General features: G+C 69.5%; 21 protein-coding genes. All 21 read right to left on the bottom strand.

From position 1 onward, the window contains the following. A complete protein-coding gene (locus IE326_RS00230; protein WP_190040421.1) occupies positions 1 to 2229 on the bottom strand; it encodes a hypothetical protein in 2229 nt (742 codons plus the stop codon). Next, a complete protein-coding gene (locus IE326_RS00225) occupies positions 2229 to 6902 on the bottom strand; it encodes a transglycosylase SLT domain-containing protein (protein WP_190040420.1) in 4674 nt (1557 codons plus the stop codon). The genes IE326_RS00230 and IE326_RS00225 overlap by 1 nt, the downstream gene beginning before the upstream one ends. 11 nt (positions 6903 to 6913) lie before the next feature. Beyond that, positions 6914 to 7300, bottom strand: a complete 387-nt coding sequence (locus IE326_RS00220) for a hypothetical protein (protein WP_190040419.1) — start codon at positions 7298 to 7300, stop codon at positions 6914 to 6916. Positions 7301 to 7329: 29 nt separating this feature from the next. After that, complete coding sequence (locus IE326_RS00215; RefSeq protein ID WP_190040418.1) at positions 7330 to 7662, bottom strand: hypothetical protein; 333 nt, start codon at positions 7660 to 7662, stop codon at positions 7330 to 7332. A gap of 77 nt (positions 7663 to 7739) precedes the next feature. Continuing rightward, complete coding sequence (locus IE326_RS00210; RefSeq protein ID WP_190040417.1) at positions 7740 to 8300, bottom strand: phage tail tube protein; 561 nt, start codon at positions 8298 to 8300, stop codon at positions 7740 to 7742. Between the two features lie 81 nt (positions 8301 to 8381). Next, positions 8382 to 8762 carry a hypothetical protein gene (locus IE326_RS00205; protein ID WP_190040416.1) on the bottom strand — a complete coding sequence of 127 codons (381 nt, stop codon included), beginning with the start codon at positions 8760 to 8762 and terminating at the stop codon, positions 8382 to 8384. Positions 8763 to 8779: 17 nt separating this feature from the next. Next, complete coding sequence (locus IE326_RS00200) at positions 8780 to 9001, bottom strand: hypothetical protein (protein WP_190040415.1); 222 nt, start codon at positions 8999 to 9001, stop codon at positions 8780 to 8782. Next, positions 9001 to 9375, bottom strand: coding sequence for a hypothetical protein (locus IE326_RS00195; RefSeq protein ID WP_190040414.1), 375 nt, complete (start codon positions 9373 to 9375; stop codon positions 9001 to 9003). Before IE326_RS00195 ends, IE326_RS00200 begins: the two co-directional genes overlap by 1 nt. After that, complete coding sequence (locus IE326_RS00190; RefSeq protein WP_190040413.1) at positions 9375 to 9728, bottom strand: hypothetical protein; 354 nt, start codon at positions 9726 to 9728, stop codon at positions 9375 to 9377. Before IE326_RS00190 ends, IE326_RS00195 begins: the two co-directional genes overlap by 1 nt. Further along, positions 9725 to 10276 carry a head-tail connector protein gene (locus IE326_RS00185; RefSeq protein ID WP_190040412.1) on the bottom strand — a complete coding sequence of 184 codons (552 nt, stop codon included), beginning with the start codon at positions 10274 to 10276 and terminating at the stop codon, positions 9725 to 9727. Before IE326_RS00185 ends, IE326_RS00190 begins: the two co-directional genes overlap by 4 nt. Then, complete coding sequence (locus IE326_RS00180; RefSeq protein ID WP_190040411.1) at positions 10263 to 10496, bottom strand: hypothetical protein; 234 nt, start codon at positions 10494 to 10496, stop codon at positions 10263 to 10265. Before IE326_RS00180 ends, IE326_RS00185 begins: the two co-directional genes overlap by 14 nt. A gap of 116 nt (positions 10497 to 10612) precedes the next feature. Next, the gene (locus tag IE326_RS00175) at positions 10613 to 10825 is read right to left on the bottom strand and encodes a hypothetical protein (protein ID WP_190040410.1); all 213 of its coding nucleotides are present in this window, start codon (positions 10823 to 10825) and stop codon (positions 10613 to 10615) included. A gap of 14 nt (positions 10826 to 10839) precedes the next feature. Continuing rightward, positions 10840 to 12129, bottom strand: coding sequence for a phage major capsid protein (locus IE326_RS00170; RefSeq protein ID WP_190040409.1), 1290 nt, complete (start codon positions 12127 to 12129; stop codon positions 10840 to 10842). A gap of 8 nt (positions 12130 to 12137) precedes the next feature. Then, positions 12138 to 12956 (bottom strand): HK97 family phage prohead protease, encoded by an 819-nt coding sequence (locus IE326_RS00165; RefSeq protein ID WP_190040408.1) that lies wholly within the window; start codon positions 12954 to 12956, stop codon positions 12138 to 12140. Positions 12957 to 12959: 3 nt separating this feature from the next. Then, a complete protein-coding gene (locus tag IE326_RS41365) occupies positions 12960 to 14906 on the bottom strand; it encodes a phage portal protein (protein WP_268982880.1) in 1947 nt (648 codons plus the stop codon). A 1-nt stretch (position 14907) separates the two neighbouring features. Beyond that, a complete protein-coding gene (locus tag IE326_RS00155; RefSeq protein ID WP_229915136.1) occupies positions 14908 to 15099 on the bottom strand; it encodes a hypothetical protein in 192 nt (63 codons plus the stop codon). A gap of 42 nt (positions 15100 to 15141) precedes the next feature. Then, positions 15142 to 16881 (bottom strand): terminase large subunit, encoded by a 1740-nt coding sequence (locus IE326_RS00150; RefSeq protein ID WP_190040406.1) that lies wholly within the window; start codon positions 16879 to 16881, stop codon positions 15142 to 15144. Continuing rightward, positions 16850 to 17305 carry a phage terminase small subunit P27 family gene (locus IE326_RS00145; RefSeq protein WP_190040405.1) on the bottom strand — a complete coding sequence of 152 codons (456 nt, stop codon included), beginning with the start codon at positions 17303 to 17305 and terminating at the stop codon, positions 16850 to 16852. The genes IE326_RS00150 and IE326_RS00145 overlap by 32 nt, the downstream gene beginning before the upstream one ends. A gap of 144 nt (positions 17306 to 17449) precedes the next feature. Further along, complete coding sequence (locus IE326_RS40445) at positions 17450 to 17665, bottom strand: HNH endonuclease (RefSeq protein ID WP_229915135.1); 216 nt, start codon at positions 17663 to 17665, stop codon at positions 17450 to 17452. A gap of 167 nt (positions 17666 to 17832) precedes the next feature. Continuing rightward, positions 17833 to 18006 (bottom strand): hypothetical protein, encoded by a 174-nt coding sequence (locus IE326_RS00135; RefSeq protein ID WP_190040403.1) that lies wholly within the window; start codon positions 18004 to 18006, stop codon positions 17833 to 17835. Between the two features lie 91 nt (positions 18007 to 18097). Continuing rightward, positions 18098 to 18424, bottom strand: a complete 327-nt coding sequence (locus IE326_RS00130; protein WP_190040402.1) for a hypothetical protein — start codon at positions 18422 to 18424, stop codon at positions 18098 to 18100. Between the last annotated feature and the right edge of the window lie 175 nt (positions 18425 to 18599).

Raw genomic sequence — 18599 nt, 5'->3', positions numbered from 1 at the left:
TCACCCCTTCGGCCGGTTCAGGTAGACGTCCTCCCACGTGGCGAAACGGTTCAGGACGTCCGCCCACGTGCCGTACTCGGTGAGGACGTCCTGCCATGTGCGACCGGCCGACCCGGACACCCCGAGAGCAGTCGGCATGTCGACCTGCCGCAGCGGCAGAGTCCACTCCCGCCACACCTCCCAGCCCTGCGGAACGACCCGGCCCTCGGTGACCTGGCCGACCGCCACGTACATGTCGTCGATGCCCATGCCGGGCACGGCCCGCCACATCACAACCCGGCCCGAGTCCAGCAGCCAGTGCAGGGCCCGACGTTCCTCGTCGGAGCGGGTCCAGATGACGAGGTCGCCCTCCAGCCCGCCACGGACGTCGGAGAGAACCACCGAGTTGCGGCGCCCCCGGACCCGGTACTCGCCCTGGGCGATCGGCCGCTGCCAGTCCGGCGGGGTCTTCACCATCACCTGCAGGTTCCGCTGCGGCATGCCCGGATCCGACAGCCAGGCGAGATTTGGGTCCCCTGCCGGGATCGTGGCCCCGCCGGCCCCATTGCGGTCCGCCACGGTGTCGCCGACCTCGAACGTCTCGTAGGCGTAGACGACACGGACGCCGAGCGGGGCCTCGTAGTCCTCGATGAGGAACTGGCTGTCGGTGATCGGCATCCGGTCGATGAGGCCGTCAGGCCCGCGGACCAGAGTGCGCACTCCGTCCGGCGTGGTGCGGGTGAGCGTCAGCAGATTTCCGACCTCCAGCTCCCGGATCACGATGCTGACCGACGCTGTGGCTTCCTGGGGAGTCACCTCAAAGAACGACAGGGATGGGAAGCAGGCCACACGGTCGAGCCGGATGGTCGACGACACTGCAGTTGCAGTGAGAGTCAGGTCGATGGCGATCTTGGCTGCTGCAGCCGGCGGCTCCGCATCAGCGATCAGCTCCCACCAGCCCGCCCCGGGGGCCGCGATCGGCGGCGAGGACCCGACGAGGATCTCGGTCCCCGAGCTGTTGTAGTACCGCGTGGTGACCGCCAGGGTCCAGCCGCCGGCGCTGACCATGAAGTCGAGCGTGATGCGGTGGGGACCGGTGGCGTTGAGGGCGTACTGGCCCGACCGGATGACAGATGCGGTCGCGGTCGCCGACGTGGCAGTCAGTGCGTAGGAACCGGAGCGGAAGACCGATCCCCACGGGGTGCTGCGGCTGATCGCAGCGACCCCGGAGATGACGGCCCACGACCCGACACCCGCCTCGAAGTCGGCGTCGGCATACGGCACGATGCTGCCGGCCGCGAACCGCGGGGCCACGATGACGGCCACGTTGTCGACGCGCAGCACCTGCCCGGCCGTTGCCGTCGACAGGCCGAACGCCACCGACGCGTAGGCGGCGTTGGTGGGCGCGAAGTCGGAGACCCGCTGCCGGTACCAGCCGGTTCCCGGAGCGGCGAGAACCGCGCGAGTCGCTTTGATCTGGGCGAGTCCGGCGTCGTAGAACCGCAGCTCGATCCATGCGGCGGTGCCGCTCGCCGGAGGGTTCAGGTGGGCGTAGGCGAGGTACTCCTGGCCCGGGACGACAGTCGGCTGGTCGGTCGACCGGAACTCGGCCGCCCCGTTCGCGGTCACGGTCATCGTGGCGACGTGACCGCCGACCGTGTACGCGGTAGCCGACCAGTTCACAGCCGGTACCGTGCGCGCGACCGTGCAGTTCGTGGTGGCCGTGTACTCCCAGCCCGCAGCCCGCTCCGACGTCTCCGTGTTGGCCGACAGCAAGTTGCCCGTCGACCGCATCGGCGGCCCGAAGTACACGTTGTCGAACAGGCTGTTCACGGCGGCGGCTGCGGGAGTCGACGAGAACACGACATGCGCGAACGCGGCGCCGGCCGGGGCGTAGTCGGCGACCGCGATCCGATGCCACGTCGCCGACGCAGCAGCCGTCGTCAGCGACCACGAGACCGAGATCTCCGCGAAGGCGGCCGTCAGCCAGCGGATCCCGATCCGCTCCGGCACCGTAGCGCCCGACGCGTCAGCGAACGCGAGGTACTCCACGCCAGGCAGTACGTCATACCCTGCCGTCGTGCGGCACCGCATCTCGCCGGACGCCACAGACCGCATCTGCAGGCAGCCGTCGGACGCGGTCCCCCCAGTCGCGCGCGAGAGCGTGCAGTTCAGGAGCGACGCCCAGCCGGACGAGTTCGGCTCGATGGTCGACACCAGATCCGACAGGGCGTTCCCGGGAATGGCCATCAGCGACCCCCTCCCGCGTTGAGGACTTGGATCAATTCGCCGTTGGCGCGGCGGACTTCCGCCCGCGCGATGTCGGTGATCTCCTTGTCGCCGACGTACACGGAGACGTACATGTCGCCAGCGCCCTCAGAGCGGGCCTGCCTCATCGAGTTCCACTGGGCGCCGGTCAGCACCGGCTCAGGCCGCCCCGTGCCGTTGTAGGCCAGGGTGAAGCCCGGCTGGAGGAATCCGCCGGAGTCGTAGCCGCCCGCCCGGTTGTACGCCTTCGGCAGGCTGCCGTAGGCGCTCAGCGCGTACCGCATGGACGCGTACACGTTGGCCAGGGGGTTCGTCGACACCCCGTAGGAGAACGGACCGGTGCCGCGGTAGGCGCCGGCATGGGACCGGAAGGTGGGGCCGATCACCTGCATGAGGCCGACCGACGGGTGGCCGGCCTGCCAGTTGGAGTCCCACTTGTTGACGATGGTCGGATTGCCGCCCGACTCCTGGTTCATGCGGCGCAGGGTGATGTTGGCGTAGGTGTGCGGCTGGCCCACCTCCGTCAGCGCCTTGAGGACCACGCCCCGCCACTGCTCGACGCCGGCGGCGGGCCGGTAGTCGACGTTCGGGGTGGCCTTCTTGTCGCCCTCCTCTCCGGCGCCGAGGAGCCGTGCGACGGCCCCCTTCGAGAGATCCTTGAGCAGGCCGACGAGGCCGATGGAGCCGCCGGGGATGGCGTCGATCAGCGGGTTCACGACCCGGGTGACGCCGGCGCGGATGGCACCGCCGAAAGTGTCCGCCAGCCAGTCGTAGCCGGACTTCACCTTGTCCCAGGCGCCGGACAGGGCGTTGCCGATGCCGTCGAAGATGCCGCCATCGGCGAAGCCGAGAGCGGACCGAACCCCGCCGACGCCACCGGACCGGGCCGCGGCGTTCATGGCCGCGACGTAGCCGGGGCCGACTGCGCGGGTCCACTCCGGCCGCATGATGGCCTCGCCGCCACTCAGAGCCACCGGGCCTGCCACCGACGGCACCAGGTGGATGTCGCGGCCCGGGGTGTAGCCGGGCATGATGCCGCCCGTCGCGAACCGCATCGGCTCCAGGTGCTTGCCGCCGAACGCGTCGGTGACAAGGTTCCACACCTTGCGGATGCCGGCGTTGTAGACGGTGTCGACGACGAACTTCACCGGCGCCTTGGCGATGTCCTTGATCTTGTCCCACACCAGCTTGATGCCGGCGCGGGCAGCATCGAAGGCTCCCACGATGCGGCCCTTGAGGCTGTCACCCCAGCCCGGGATCGTCTTCGTGAAGAAGTCCCGGACGGGATAGAGCACGTGCGTCTTCAGCCAGGCCCAAGAGGACGCGACACCGTCGCGCATGTCCCGCCAGGAGCCCTTGACGCGGTCCTTCAGCGTCGCGCCCCAGCCCGGGATCGTCTGGGTGAAGAAGATCCTGATGGGCGCGAAGACGTTCGTCTTCAGCCACGACCACGCGTCAGCGATTCCGGTCCGGATGCCCCGCCACACGGGCAGGACCACCTTGTCCCGGAGCCACACGAACGCGGGCCCCAGCTTGGTTCGCACCCACGTGATCAGATCAGCGATAGCGGTGACGAGACCAGAGATCCAGCCGATCACCGTAGTCAGCGCGCCCGTCAGCTCGTCCACGAAGAACGTGGCCAGATCGATCAGCGGCGGCAGCAGCCACGACAGGACGTTGACCGCAAGCTCCAGCACCAGGCCGATCAGCTCAGCCAGGGGCGGCACCAGCGGCAGCAGAGCCACCGCCAGATCCACCCCGGCCTGGGCCAGCTGCAGGATCGACGGCAGCAGCTGCATCAGCACACCGGCCGCCGCGTCCAGGATCATCCCGACCAGCTCCACGAACACCGGGAGCAGAGGCGCGACCGCCTGCACCAGGATCAGGAGAGCACCCGTCAACGGCGGCAGCACCTGCGCGAGGAGGTCCGCCAGCAGTGTCACGAACTGCCCCAGGAACGGGGCGATGTCGACGAGGATCGGGGCGAGCTGGTCCGCGATCTGGCCGATCATCTCCGCGAGCGGGCCGATCATCTGGGCCAGCGCGTCGGATATCGCCACGAACGCCTCCGCCACTGTCGGCAGGATCGGCAGCAGCGCCTCCAGCACCGTCTGCACGAGCTGGACGCCGATCGGAATCAGCGGCGTCAGTCCCTCGACGAGCACCACCGCCGCGTCGGCGAAGGAGAGCAGCGACGGCAGCATCGTCAGCAGAGCCCCGCCGATTGCCTCCAGCGCCTCGCTGATCACCGGCAGCAGCGGCTCCAGTGCGGCGAAAACGGCGTCGACGAGCGCCAGGCCCGCCTCGATGAGAGGCGGCAGGATCTGCATGAGCTGGTCGAGCGCGATCGTCAGCACATTCGCGACGAGTTCGGCGACCTGCGAGAACAGATCGATGAGAGGCTGCAGCATCGGCTCCAGCGCCTGGAAGACCTGCGCGACCATGTCCGCGATCACAGCCAGCGCAGGCATCAGCGCCTCGACCACCTGAGTCAGCGGCCCCATCAGCAGATCGACGAGCTGAGCCGTGACCCGGACGACCGGCTCCAGGGCAGGAGCCAGCGCCGCGATCACCCCGCTGATCAGCTCCGCGATGGGCTGGATCAGCGGCATGACCGCCCGGACGAGCTCCACGATCGTCGTGCCGACCAGGACCAGCGCCGGCGCCAGAGCCTCGATGATCGGCATCAGGGCCGCACCCAGCGAGGCGGCGAGCTCCTGAAGGACCGGCCCCAGCGCCTCGGCGATGGCCGCGATGGGCTGTGCGATGGCCGCGAGCAGCGGGACAACGGCCTGCACGATGGCGCCGATGACCGGCACGAGTGCGCCGATGATCTGAGAGACGCTCGCGAACAGGGCGCGCATCGTCGCCTGCATCTGCGGCGCGGCCAGGATCTTCTCGATCTCGCCGAAGACCGCAGCGAGCGCACCGATGATCTGGCCGCCGGCGTCCGAGGCCGCGCGGAAGATCTCCTGGACGACACCGAAGACGTTGCCCAGGAGCGTCGCGAACTGCGACAGGATCTCGAAGGCGGTGTTGATGCCCTCTTCGAGCGCGCCGGAGGCGAAGCCCTTCGCGACACCGGCGGAGAACCGCTCGATGGTGCCGGCGAGGCCCTGCATCATCCGGTTGAAGGCGGGCTGCGCGGCGACCGCGAGTCGGCCCCAGGCGGTGAGGATCTGCGCCGGGGCGTCCTTGAACGCGGCCAAGTTGTCGTTGGCGCCCGCCAGTACCTGGTCGAGGAGCCCGGTACGGGCCATTTCCTCGACGCCGGACGCGGCCGACTTGGCGATCTGGTTCCAGATCCCGGCGGTAGCGGTGAGCTGCCGCTGCAGAATCGGGATGGTGGTCCGGCCGAGCTGCGTGACCGTGTCGTCGAGGCCCTTGAACAGCTCGTTCTGGACCGACAGCTTCATGCCGGTCCACGCCGGCGCCAGCCCCTGGATCGCCCGCACGAACGACTGGGCGTTCGGCGCGAGCTTGGCCATCGCCTCGCCGAACTTCGACGTCTGGCTCGCCGCGGCGGCCTGCGCGTCCGCCACCGCGGCGGCAGCCTCGGCGACAGCACGCTGCGCGTCCTCGACCTGCCGCTGGCCATCCGCGCGCGCCTCGTCGACGCCACGCTGCGCCTCGGCCAAGGACTCCTGCGCGTCGGCGACATCCTGGGCCGCCTCGACACCGCTACGGCGGGCCTCCTCCTGCGCCCGCGCCAGATCACGCTCGCGGTCGGCGACCGTCTCGTTGGCGCTGCTGAGACGCTCGCGCGCCTGCTGCATCTGGGCCGAACCCTCGACGCCGGCCCGATTCGCCGCCTCGGTGTCCTCCGCCAGACGCTTGGTCTCGCGCTGCTGCTCCTGCAGGTTGAGGGCGGCCCGGTCGTAGGCGAGCTGCAGCTCGGCCAGCTCCTGCGGCGTCGTCCCCTTCTTCTTCTGGGCTTCCTTGAGCTCCCTCTCGGCCTTCGCGAGGCGCTGGGTCGCCTCGCGCTCGTCGAGCTTGGCCTCGGCCAGCCGCTGGTTCATGTCCTCCAGCGACCGAGTGGCCTCCTCGCGGGCCTCGGTCAGCGACACCTGGACGTCGAATGCGTCCTGCTGGGCAGCACGCAGGTCCCCCTCGGCGTCCCGCACTTCCTGCAGAGCGTCGCTCTGGCGCCGCGCCGATTCCTGCGCGACGCGGGCCAGGTTCTGCTCGGCGTCCGCAACACCCTCCAGGGCGTCACGGACCCGGGCTGCGGCATCCACCCGGGCCCGCGCGAGGCCGCGCTGGGCGTTCGCCAGACTCCGCTGGGCCGACTCGACGGCCTTGCTCGCCGACGCGGCCTCCTTGGCCTCCGAGCTGGTGTCTGCGAAAGCGGCCTTGAGCGCCTCACCGACACCCGACAGGCCGATCTTCAAAGCAGCCGCAGCGGTAGCAGCGGTGGTCAGCGCAGGCGCAAGAGCAGCAGCGCCCGCGGCCGCCGACGCGAGGTTCGCGCCGACCGCCACGCCCGCGAGCGCCCCCAGCCCCTTCAGGCCGGCGCCGAACGCCTTCGAGAAAGCCGAAGCGCCGCCGCTGCCCGCCCGCGCAGCGCGGGAGGTGACCGAGCGGGACCAGTCCCCCTCGAACTCGGGCCGGATCGACACATACCCGCGCCCTACGAGCACACCGCCTTCAGCCACCGCGACCTCCGTTACTGGTTCGCGGCGGGCCTCCCGAAGACCGTCGCCAGCTGCTTTGCTCCGGAGCCGTGGCGGCCACCGAAACGGATCACGTTCGACTTCTGCGTCTCAGCGACACCCGGCCGAGGGATCGGCGCCGGCGGCTTCAGCCGGCCCGTCTTCTTCGGATCACCGCCGAGCTTGATCGCGGCGTAGGTGCTCTCCCGGACGGCGTCGACGATGGACGCCAGCAGATGGCGGTCCATCGTCCACGCCTCCTCCTCCGGCGAGGCGTTACGCACAGCGCGGGCCGTAGCCGAGTCACGCGGCAGATAGCGCAGGAAGACCCGCAGCTCACGCCAGGTGAGCCCCCCGCGCCACAGATCCAGCAGGGAGCGGCCCGGCCAGTAGCGGGCCATGTCCCACTCGACGGCCTCCCCGTACTCCGTCAGGAAGCGGAGGAGGCCGGGGATTCCCCCGGCTCGATCCCGGAGCGCCGCATCCACTCCTCGGCGATCAGGTTCAGGTCCACGATCTCGTAGCCGGCGTCGACCATCTCCTTGATCTTGTCGGCGCCGAGGGCGACACGGACGATGCCGAGGTAGTCGTCGGGACCCTTCATGCGTTCCTGCAGGTTCATCGGCAGGGTGTGGAAGGGCTCCAGGGTGAACTCGACGCCGCGGAGCTCGAACGTGGTCGCCTCGGGCAGCGCCTCGCGCTTCTGTGCGGCGAGCGAGTCGAGAGAGACGACCTCGCGGCCGGCAGGCTTCTTGGTGGTCATGGGGTTCTCCTTGCGGGTGGTAGCGGGTTGAGGCCCGGCAGGCGCGACCCGCATGGCACGCCTGCCGGGAGATGTGGTTACGCCGCGGACCAGGCCGGGTCGTTGGACAGCCAGACGGCGATCTCGGGCGCCGAGTCGGCGTAGGCCGACACCGTCATGCCGAGACCCACCGCGCCCGAGCGGGCCAGGGTGAGGGCCTCGCGGTCGGTGACCTCGCCGCGGGCGATGATCAGCCGGTTCTTGATGTCGCCGTCGATCCACTCCAGGCCGATCGCGCGCTCGTCCGGCGCCGGGGCGGCCGGAATGCTGAGCTTGTGCACGGTGCCGGAGACGTCGGACATCGTCGCGGACGGGAAGTACAGCGTCATCGTGGTCGTCTTGAGCTCGATGGCGGTGAACCCGAGCGTCATGTCGACGCCGGTCAGAACCTTCCGCACCGGCGACAGAGACTGCCAGGCGTTGATGTCCTCGGACTCCGTCGAGTAGGTCAGCTCCACGCCGTCGTCGGACAGGTAGCCGAGGTCCTCCCAGCCGGCGGGCCAGGCGGTGTCGAGGTCGGCGGGGGCGGTCGTGCCCTTCGGGGCGATGAGCACGGAGCCGGTCAAGCCCACGCGCACGTTGTCGGCGTCGTTCGCCACGGGATGCCTCCAGGCATAGCGAGGACCCGCACGGCCAGGTGCCGACGGGTGAATGGGTATGGGGGTGCGGGTTGGGTGCTGCTACGCGGGGCGGACCACCATGCTCATCACGAGGACATAGCGGGGCAGGTTGGTGACAGGGTCCGGCAGCCACACGAGGCTCGTCTCCGCCACCCCGTAGATTCGGGCGCCGGGCCGGACAGTGCCCTGTGCTGCGAGCAGATGCGCCGAGACGAGCGCCGCCAGGTCCCGGGCCTCCGCCTTGGTGGCGGCGAGGACGTCGATGTCGAGACCGCGGTTCGCGGTGACCGCCTTGATGGCCGAGCCGCCGCCCGGCCCGAGGGACACCGCCACCACCGGAAGGTGCTCGGCCACGGACTCCGGCCACTCACTGCTGACAGTCACCGTGTCGTCGAGAACCTCGGCCAGCAGATCGATGGCCACCTGCTCGACGTCCGGCATGGGAGCGACGGGCAGCGTCATCGTCGCCTGCGGCCCGTCTCACCAGCCGCAGGTTCCGCCTGCGGCGCCACGGCGAGGGCGGCCGGTTCGGGCAGCGGGGTCGGCGGGTCGGGTACGACATCGACGACGGCAGCCACCCGGCCGTCACGGTTCAGCGACGCCAGCTCGGTGTCGCTCACGTCGATCTCGTCGCCCGGCTTGTGGTCGCCCACCCAATGGGCCAGCTTGATGCGGGGCATCAGGGACTCCTCATCGCTTCCAGAGTGCGGCCCAGGGTCCGCCACTTCGGCGAATGCCCCTCCTGGGGGCGCTCCTGGGACGTGTACGGGCGGCCTGTGCCGAACTCCACCTGCACGGCATAGGCGACGTTCGCCGCGATCTCGGCGCGCCAGCCGAAGGTGTTGCGTGTGAGCTTCGCCTCCAGCGACCGCTTGTAGTCCTGGGAGCGGGTGGCCGTGCCCCATGTCGGGCCGGTGTACGTCGGTGCCAGAGCCTCGGCGATGGCCTTGCCCCGGGTGGCGAGCTCCAGCATGTACGCGGCCATCTCGGGCCCTGAGGCGATCTGGCGGAACATACGTCGCTCGAAGACCACGCGCGTGCGCCCGCGGGCCATCAGTCGACTTCCTTCAGGCGGGCCTCCACATGATGAACCCCAGGGCCGAAGGGGTCGGGCCAGCGTTCGACCTCGCCCTCGACCTCCAAGGTCATCCCGTCGTACTGGATCCTGTCCGTCGCCAGCAGGTCCAGGTCGACACCCTCAGCGGTCTGCAGAATCCAGCCGGTGACCGTCGTCTGGCGGTCGAGAGTCTCCTCGCTGGAGTCCGAACGGCTGGCGGACGGCTGCACGTTCACGCCCTCCACCGTGGAGTGCTCGGCGGCGGACCAGTCTCGCTTCTTGTTGCCGTATCGGTCGGTGACCAGCGGGGCGCGCACGCGGACGACCGACTGGTAGAACATGAGCGTCACGGACTGTCCCCCCAGTTCAGGCGGTACTTCTCCACCGCCGTCGTCCACTGGGCCGTCACCCCGATGGCCGCCTGTGCGCCGAAGGACACCGACTGGCCGCCCACCGTCATCGACGTCACGCCGGGACGCATCGCGTATTGGGCGCGGGCCTGGTCGATGACCGCCTCGGCGATGTCCTCGGGCACCGGGTCGAAGCCGTGCGTCCACACGACCTCGACGCAGCGCAGCCGGTTCGGCCAGCAGGCGCCGATCCTCCGCAGGAAGCCGTCTGCCGACCATTCGTAGTCGGTGAGGTAGGTCAGCGTCTCCCCATCGACCTCGACGGCCGCCACGGAGACGACCGGCGCGGCCGGCAGGAACAAGGACTGTTTACCGTTGCCGTCCAGAACCGTGACATCGCCCTCGACGAGCGAGACGTAGTGCCGGACGGCTCCCCGGAAGCGGCTTGAGGCCGCCGCCAGCGCTTGCAGCAGTCGTGGATCGGTCGCGGGAACACCCAGCCAGGAGGCAAGGTCTTCAGGGGCCGCCAGGTAGTCAGTCGTCGCCACCGCCCGCACCGCCCTTGTCCGCCGCGGTACGGCTCTTGTTGCTGGCAGCCCTCTTCTTCGCGACCGGTGCCGCCTCCTCGCCGTCGGCGGCGACGCTCTCGGACTCCGTGGCGGGCGCGTCGAGGACGCCGAGCCGGCGGGCATCGGCCTCGTTCAGCTTCATCGTGGTCGTCACGCCATGCGGCGTGACCACCTCGTACTTCTTCAGCGGTCCGCCCACAGCGGCCACCTCCACACGTCGGTCGACAGGATCGGCGTCCTGGGCGGTGCCGCATGATGCGTGGCTTTCGCCGCACACAGGACACCGTCCCTGGACCGTGCGTGAGCTGATGAGACTCACGGGGCCATCTGGCCCGACGTGCGCATCGCCGCGAGCAGCGCGTTCAGCTTGGTGCGCAGCGCGTTCACGTCGGCGAGGAGCGCGTCGTACTCGGCCTTCGTCGGGGTTGCGCCGGCCGCTGCCGAGGCGGTGGCGGCGGCCGCGTTCGTGACCGCGGCCGTCTGCCGCCCCTCGCGTGCCGCGCCGGCGCCCGGGTTCAGGTAAGCCATGACAGGGCCTCCGATCAGGCGGTCAGGTCGATCTCGACGAAGGCGTTGGGCTGGATGATGCCGAACGCGGCCCGCATCTCCGCGAGGATCGCGACCATGTTGCGGATGAAGAAGTTGGCGTGGCTGTCGGAGATCGTGATCGACGCCTGCTCGCGGTCCCACAGGACCGCCTTGCGGAAGTCGCCGACGTAGCCGGTTCCCGCGGGGACCGCCTCGGTCTCGATGACCGGCACGCCCCACAGGGTGCCTGCGGAGCCGACCCCGGCGGGGCCGCCGAAGTAGTAGCGGGCTTCGTTGTCCTGCAGGAGGTCGATGGCCTCCAGGTCCGCGGGGTTGAGCAGGTAGGCGTTGGCGGTGGACCGGCCGACGAGCCGCACCTTGGTCTTCGCCTTGCGGGTCGTGGTGAGGAGGTTGGTGTCCCAGGCCTGGGCCTGCACGCCGGAGACGTTGGAGAGGCCCTCGAAGTTCTCCCCGGTGTTGTCGCCGGAGATCATCTGGTCTTCGAGTTCCTCCTCCAGGCCGTAGCGGAGGAATGCGTCGATGATGGACCGGACCTGCGAGGCGTCCGACAGGGCCCGCTTGGTGATCGGGATCCAGTGGGCGATGGTCCTGACCGGGGTCGTCACCTTCGCCCACGCGAGTGCCGACTCCGGCTTCACGCCGTTCGCCGCGTTCATGGAGCCCGGGTCCGCGGTCGCGGTGGACTCGGCGACCGGCGTGGCGTTGTTCGTCTGAGACGTCTGCCGGACGTACTCGATCGTGTCGGAGGTCGTCGTCAGGTTCGTGACGACGTCTCGCAGGCGCAGCGGGCGCTGGAACGCCATCTCGCCGACGAGCAGGCCGCGCATGTCGTTGGTGACGAACGCGCCGCCAGAGGTGTCCGAGCCGCCGGTGACGAGCGCCTTGTAGCCGACCGGGCGGGACTGGACGCGGTGGTCCTTGCCGAAGACGCCGTTCGGGGCCGACGCGAGCAGGCCCTGGTACTCGCCCGACTTCACGAACGTCTCGCCCAGCGATGCCTTGGCGTCCGGGACGATCAGACCGGACGGGGTGCGGCGCTCGCCGGACTTCTCGTTCAGTTCGACGCCCTCGCCGAGGTCGGCCAGCGCCTGGCGCATGGTGGCGGTCGCCTTGGCCTTCTCAAGGCCGTCCTTGGCGGCGCCGGCCTTGGCCATGTGCTCGGTGACCTGGGTGCGTTCGTCGTCGGTGAAGTCGCGGCCCTCGTCGTCCGCCTTCGCGGCGATCCCCTGGGCCTGCTGCAGGTGGTGCTTGAGCTGGTCCTTCAGCTCCTGGATCTTGTCCACGTCTCTCCTCAGTCCGTGAGCGTGTAGGCCTCGGCCGCGAGGGCTTCGAGGTCGGCGTGCAGACGGAGCGAGGCGGGGCTCGGCCCGGCGGGCTGTTCGGCCTTGGCCTCAGGGATTTCCCGGGGCGAAGCGGCAGCGGGCGGGGCAGGCGTGGCCTTCTCGGCGTCCTGCGAGTCGTCGCTGGAAGGAAGCGAGTCCAGCAGCTCGGTGGCGAGGCGTGCGATGTCCCGCACCCTCTCCTCGTTCTTCGCCGACAGTGTCCTGCCGGCCTTCAGGCCCTCCAGGGCCTCCTGGACCTTGGACAGGTCAGGGAACGTCTCGGCGGCCGCCCGGCTCTTCACATCGAGGAGCTCGGTGGCCTGGTTGGCGCCGATCAGCGTCGGACCGACCTCGTACAGCTTGAGCTTGCGCAGCTCGTAGTAGCCGGGGCCGTCCTTCTGGTCCACCCACGACCCTTCTTCGATGTCGTAGGCGAAGGAGAACTGGGTGACGCGCCGACCCTTCAGGAGCTTGTAGACCTGGGCGGATTTCGTGCCGGGGTCGGTGTCGAGACGGGCCTTCACCCACAGGCCCTCAGGGCGTTCCTCCGCCTCCAGGACCTCCCCGATGTGGTACTCGGGGTCGTGGGACATGTGCGACCACAGCACCGGGATGGGGTCGCCGCGACCCTTCCACTCGGCCAAGGTGGCCTCGAAGGCTCCAGGGCTGATCTTGTCGCCGACGCTGTCGACGTTGTAGGCGGCGACGATGGCCTCGAAGACCCCGTCGTCGGTTCCTTCGTGGGTGCCCGCGGCCTTGATCCGCACCGGGCAGCTCTTGATCCGCATGGGTCACTCCGAACTTGAGTACGTCAAAATGCAGCGGCAGTTCGCGGTCTGGTCCGCATCGCCCGTTCCGTCGCCAGGCCAGCGCAGACCGTTCGAGAACACGCCGTTCAACGGCACCGTCTCCCCGTCGAGCACGGCATGCTGCGACCGCGGGTTACCGCTGGTGGTCTCCCACCGCTTGAAGCGCATCCCCGAAGCGCCGGCAGCGTCGTGGCCGCCGAAGCTCTGGGCCTCCGTGGCCGCAGTCTCCGAGCGGGCGAAGGCGGCCGCCACCCACACCGAGGCCGCAAGCGCCAGAGCAGCGCCCAGACCGCCTTCTTCGGGCGGCGGCGGGGCTGCGGCAGCCTTGACTGCCGCCATCTCGCCGGCGCCGTCGTGCAGTTCGGCATGATGCAGGGCCGCGGCCGCCAGCCACGCAGTCATCACCTCGGCCGACCATCCCTCGGCGTCCGGGTTGGATGCCTCCAGGACGTCCCACGCGCCCAACTGGGCCATCCGCACCATGTGGTGCTCGATCAGCCCCTGGATCTGAGCCACCCGGACGGCCCGGTCCCGGCCCCACCAGGCCGACACCCCGCCGCTGTCGGCGGGAAGGTCCTCCAGCAGACCCTCGGCCTGCCTGCGGGTCAACGCCTCCAGCGCCGCCGCGAACCGCTCACGCTCAACAGACGCATCATCCAGGCCCTCAGGCCGCCCCGCCTTCGACAAGACCAGGCGGCCCGCCGCTTTTGGGAGCGGGCCACCAGACTTCGCGGTGTCCGTCGGCGACGCCATGCCGCCCACCATCACGTTCATCGGCGTCACCAGCTCGTCGCCGCCCTCGATCTGCGGCAGGTTCATCCGCGACCGCGCCTCGTTCCGCGTCAGCCAAGGCGCACCAACCGCCGTCTGCAGCATCTGCGCCTGCTCCTCGAAGGAGCCGCGCAGCTTCTCCTGCAAGTTGAACTCCACATACACGCCGTCACTGTCCGGCAGATCCGGAATCAGCTGGAGGCCGATGTCCTCCTGGATCGACTGCAGCCACGGGCCGAGCGTGTCCTGGTAGAGCTGCTGATGCTGCTCCTTGATGTTGGAGAACGTGGCGTGATCCAGGATCCCGACCATCGGCGGAGGGATGTGGTACGCCGCAGCCGTCTCCTCGCGGGTCAGCTTGCGGGCCTCGATGTACTGAGCCTTCGCCGGATCGATCGCCAGCTGCTCGTACTCCATGCCGTCCTCAAGGATCGGCGTCCCGCCGCCCTGCGTGTACGACCTCCAGCCCTCCCTGAACCGGGCCTTCGCCGTCGGATCCCACTTCGGGGCGTCCGCCGGCCGCTTCAGCACGCCCGACAGTCGGCCGCCGTTCCGCCACATCTCCTCGCGGGCCCGGGTCGCCTCAAACTCTTCCGCCAGCAGAGCGCGCAGCGAGTCGATCGGTGACGAGCCGATACGCAGGTCCACCGGGTTGTAGCCGTGGAAGTGCACGACCTGGTCCGGCGTGAGCTTCAGATCGCCCTTCGAGCCGTGGACGGTGAAGCCCTCCGGCTCCAGCCAGTTGTCGCCCTCGATCGAGATGCGCGTCGGCGGAATGGGAATGACGCCGATGACGCCGGAACCGGGCTGGCGCACCTTCACCCAGAACGCCGTGTCATAGATTGCGACATCGGCGACAAGGCGCTCGACCAGCCGGAAGCACGTCAGTCTCGCGCCCGGGGCGGCAAGGATCTGCGACAGCGGATGATCCGTCAGCCGGACCCGGTCCACATCCGACACCCGGCGGTACACGTGCAGGCCGAGCTGCGCGATGTTCCGCGCCAAGAAGGACACCACCGTGCGGATCTGCGGCTGGGCCCGGTACAAGTGCGCGTACTCCAGGAACACGCCGTCCGACACCTGCATCCAAGCCGCCGGAGCCACCGACGGGGCCAGCGAGACCGCCGCAAGGCGGCCCTGGGAGACGACGAACGCCACATCAGCCCCCCATCGCCTGGATGAACTCCACCCGGGCCCGCTCGACGACGACCTCGCCGTCCATCGGCGTGTCCGCCGCGCCGTGCTGCATCAGCGTGACGTCCCGCAGCACCAGCAGCGGGCCCCGCTTCGCCCACAGCACCCCGGCGAACGCCTTGTCGGCGAGGTTCACCACCACACGGCGGCGCACCACCGTCCGACGCCACGGAAACCAGCCCCACATGACGGCACCCCCTCACACGACCTCAAGGTCGCCGTCCTCGTAGGCCGACTTCACAACCGGCTCCCGGGTCATCGCCTCAGACAAGGCGGTCACCGCCGCCGAAACAGCGTCGATCTTCTCCGCCGACCGGGCCTTGTCCGGCTTCACATTGCCCGCCGGGTCCATCGCCACGGCCAGGTTGTCCACCATCCACGTCACCGCCGGGTTCCCGCCGTGCCGGAACATCGGCGCCTCCGGTGTGCCCTTCAGCAGCAGACGCTGCATCTCCTTCAGCGGCGGCGACATCGTGATGAAGCCCTGCCGGACCTTCACCATCGGCGCGTCCGACTCCGCCAGCTTGTTCGTCAGCGGGACCGCCGACCACGGGTCGAAGCCGATCGAGCGCACATCGAAGACCTCCATGTCCCGCTCGATCTGCAGCTGGATGTAGTCGTAGTCGGCGACGTTCCCCGGGGTCGCCACCAGCAGCCCCTCGCGCACCCACACCGTGGCCGCCCCGGCCGTCCGCTGGTCCAGTGCGTCGACGTTGTCCTCCGGCGTCCACAGGCGCCAGATCGCGTCGAAGCCGTCGCGTTCGTCGTCCGGGAACAGCCAGCACAACGCCAGCAAGTCGGACGTAGCCGCCAGGTCCAGGCCGCCATACGCCTCGCGGCCAGCCAGCCGCGCCTCGTCGACCATCCCGGCATTGCGGTGCCAGGACTCCATGGTCAGGAACTTCGTCTCCTGCTTCGTCCGCCGCCCCAGGTGCAGGCGGAGGAACTTCGCCAGGTCGGCCGGGCTCTGCTTCGCCTCATCCGACTTCGACTGCAGGTACGCGCGGGTCGGAGACACCCCGTAGCCCGGATTCGCCTTCCGCCACGTTGCCTCAACATGCGGATCGTCGTCCCGCTCCGCCGCCCACACCACGCCATACACCGACGGGGCCTCGAAGACCCGGCGAGCCAGCTTCTCGACCCGCTGACGCTTGCGGTCGTACACCGACTCCCGCTTGCCGGAGTCCGCGGTCGTGATGATGACCACCAGCGGCTGCCGGCGCGAACCCGTGCCCGTCTCGATCGTCTCGACCAGCTCGGGAGTCTTGTGCTCGTGCAGCTCGTCGATGATGGCGCAGTGGATGTTCGCGCCATGCTGGGCGCCCGCCACCGACGAGATCGGCTTGAAGTACGAGCCGGACTTGCGATGCAGGATCACGCCCTTCAGCGGCGTCACATGGCGCTTCAGGGCAGGAGCCGCCTCGGCGAGCTTCTTCACCGGCTCGAAGACGAACCCGGCCTGCTCCTTCGTCGTCGCCGCGGTGATGCACTGGGCGCCCTGCTCGCCGTCCGCGCACGTCATGTAGATCGCGAGGCCGCCGGCCAATGTCGATTTTCCATTTTTGCGTGGAACATCCACATACAGCTCGCGGACGATCCGCACGTAGGCGCCCGCGTCAGCGTCCCAGCGGACCCAGCCGAAGACCGGCGCCAGGATGTACGCCACCTGCCACGGGTCCGGCCGAAGCGGCTGGCCGGCCCACTGGCCCTGCGTGTGCCGCAACAGGCTGAACGCCTTGATGACCTTGTCGACACGATCCGGATCGAACACCGCGCCGGGCGCCTCGCCCGGAGACGGCGTCTGGATCAGCGGCGGGCAATCCGGCAGCGGGACGCCACGGCTCAGCAAGTACCAGGCGACCTCCGGAGACAGCTTCAGCCGCTCAAGCTCGTCAGAGTCGGGCAGGTCAACCGAAGGGGTTGTCGTCCTCGTCGCCATCGTCGGCCCCCCTCGCCAGGGCCTGCTCGGTCGACGGAGTCAGCCCGAAGTGCGCCGCCCAACTGCGCATCTCCCGTCCCGCCGCCCGCGCGATGCCCACACACGGGTGCGCCAGCTTCCCCTGTCTGGCCTCGATGACCTGGCCCTCGGCCTGCACGGTCCGGGTCGCCTCGACGAACGTCGCCCACGCCTCGCAGTACGCCGCCAGGGCCGCCCGGTCCTCCGGCTTGAGCAGGTCCAGGCGGGACAGTCCTGGCACCACCCGCTTCCACTCCGCCTTCGCCTCGGCGCTCAGCCACGACGGCGGGTTCGGCGGCACCCGCTTGAACGCCGGCCCCAGGTTGACCGGCCGGCCCGCGGTGTCCTTGCCCTCACCCCGACCCTTGATCAGCTTCAGCGCAGCCGGCTGCGCAGTGCGCGCCATGATCACAGACCCCCTACCGCAGATTCTGTGCAGAGATCTCCCGCTCTGGCCGCGTCGGTCCCCGTGCGGATTCTTCCAGAGATTTTTCCTCCCCCTCCCCCGTGGAAATTCTGAAATCGATCTCAAAATTTCCGCGTGGAAAGATCAACGATTTCGAGCGCGCCGGCTTCCTTCGATGGCCTCCCCGATCGACTTCTCCCTGTGGCAGTCGACGTGGATGACTCCGAGGTTGTCCAGGTCGCGCTGGGCACCGCCCTGGCTCACGGGCGTCTTGTGCTCCAGCTCCTCGGCTCCCTCGCCGCCGCACCAATAGCAGCAGCCGTTGTCCCTGGCCATGACCTTGCGTTTCAGTGCGCGCATGGTGCCGCTGCTCATGCCGTAGCGCTCGCGTGGGGAGGATCGGCCGGCCCAGGGTGGACGCTGGTGTTCGTCGCACTTGCCGTACTTGACGGCGAGGCTGCGGCAGCCCACGGAACTGCATCGGCTGGGAGGTGCGACTGGCATGGCGCACCTCCCAGTGAATAACTCTAGTGCGGCGGAATGGGGCCCATGTATCCGTCGGGAATGTGGGTGACGGTGAGCCGGCGCCGGCGTGCTGCGAGAAACACTGGAGTCCACAGTCCGACCGTGCAGACGAGCATGGTCCAGTGGAATGCGAGTGCGATCCAGCCCATCTTCCGCCGCGTCTTGATCTTCGCCATTTGGCCCCCTTGCGTGGTGGTAACCACGGGAGCCTAGGGGGCACCGGCGAGGGAGGTGGGGGTTTCGCGGATTTGCGACTGGCAGGGCGAGTCAGACGCGGATCGCGTTGAGGGTGAGCTCGGCGTGGGCGACGTCGACGCTGAGCGTGGTGCCGTAGTCGGTCGGCGGGAACGGTCCGAACAGCTGGGTCTCTCCGGCAGGCACGGCCTCGACGCGCCCGGGGGTCGCGATGCCGTCGACCTTCCGCGTGGTGAGGAAGGTGATGTTGCGGGACGAGGCGCCGGTGTTCTTCACCATGAGGATGACGCGCCCGTCGTTGGCGACGCTGTGGTTGTTGACGGCGTCGCCGGTGGTGGCCGCCGGAAGGACGGTGCCGGCGCGTGAGGACTGGGTGACGGGGATGGCTACGCGGGGCATGTCCGGCTCCTGGTGGCGTGTGCTGGGGGGCGATGTAGAGCGTGGCTAACGGTCCTCATCCCGGCGCGCAGAAGGGAGCGAGGGTCGCCAGAGAGTAGGCGGCGGAGGCGCGTTGAGAACGCTGGTAAGGGTGATGACTCGGCCCCGGCGTTCCCACAGGAAGTGGAGGCCTGGT

It is taken from the genome of Streptomyces filamentosus (assembly GCF_014654895.1).
In the GTDB taxonomy this organism is placed as follows: domain Bacteria; phylum Actinomycetota; class Actinomycetes; order Streptomycetales; family Streptomycetaceae; genus Streptomyces; species Streptomyces filamentosus.
This window is presented reverse-complemented; position numbering and strand designations above follow the sequence as displayed.

Coding starts and splice junctions, on each gene's coding strand:
- IE326_RS00150 (WP_190040406.1), bottom strand. CDS start 16,881: ATGGCGACGAGGACGACAACCCCTTCGGTTGACCTGCCCGACTCTGAC.
- IE326_RS00165 (WP_190040408.1), bottom strand. CDS start 12,956: ATGCGGATCAAGAGCTGCCCGGTGCGGATCAAGGCCGCGGGCACCCAC.
- IE326_RS40445 (WP_229915135.1), bottom strand. CDS start 17,665: ATGCGCGCACTGAAACGCAAGGTCATGGCCAGGGACAACGGCTGCTGC.
- IE326_RS00145 (WP_190040405.1), bottom strand. CDS start 17,305: ATGGCGCGCACTGCGCAGCCGGCTGCGCTGAAGCTGATCAAGGGTCGG.
- IE326_RS00200 (WP_190040415.1), bottom strand. CDS start 9,001: ATGCCCCGCATCAAGCTGGCCCATTGGGTGGGCGACCACAAGCCGGGC.
- IE326_RS00195 (WP_190040414.1), bottom strand. CDS start 9,375: ATGGCCCGCGGGCGCACGCGCGTGGTCTTCGAGCGACGTATGTTCCGC.
- IE326_RS00135 (WP_190040403.1), bottom strand. CDS start 18,006: ATGGCGAAGATCAAGACGCGGCGGAAGATGGGCTGGATCGCACTCGCA.
- IE326_RS00220 (WP_190040419.1), bottom strand. CDS start 7,300: ATGGCCCGCTACTGGCCGGGCCGCTCCCTGCTGGATCTGTGGCGCGGG.
- IE326_RS00205 (WP_190040416.1), bottom strand. CDS start 8,762: ATGCCGGACGTCGAGCAGGTGGCCATCGATCTGCTGGCCGAGGTTCTC.
- IE326_RS00130 (WP_190040402.1), bottom strand. CDS start 18,424: ATGCCCCGCGTAGCCATCCCCGTCACCCAGTCCTCACGCGCCGGCACC.
- IE326_RS00215 (WP_190040418.1), bottom strand. CDS start 7,662: ATGACCACCAAGAAGCCTGCCGGCCGCGAGGTCGTCTCTCTCGACTCG.
- IE326_RS00175 (WP_190040410.1), bottom strand. CDS start 10,825: ATGGCTTACCTGAACCCGGGCGCCGGCGCGGCACGCGAGGGGCGGCAG.
- IE326_RS00230 (WP_190040421.1), bottom strand. CDS start 2,229: ATGGCCATTCCCGGGAACGCCCTGTCGGATCTGGTGTCGACCATCGAG.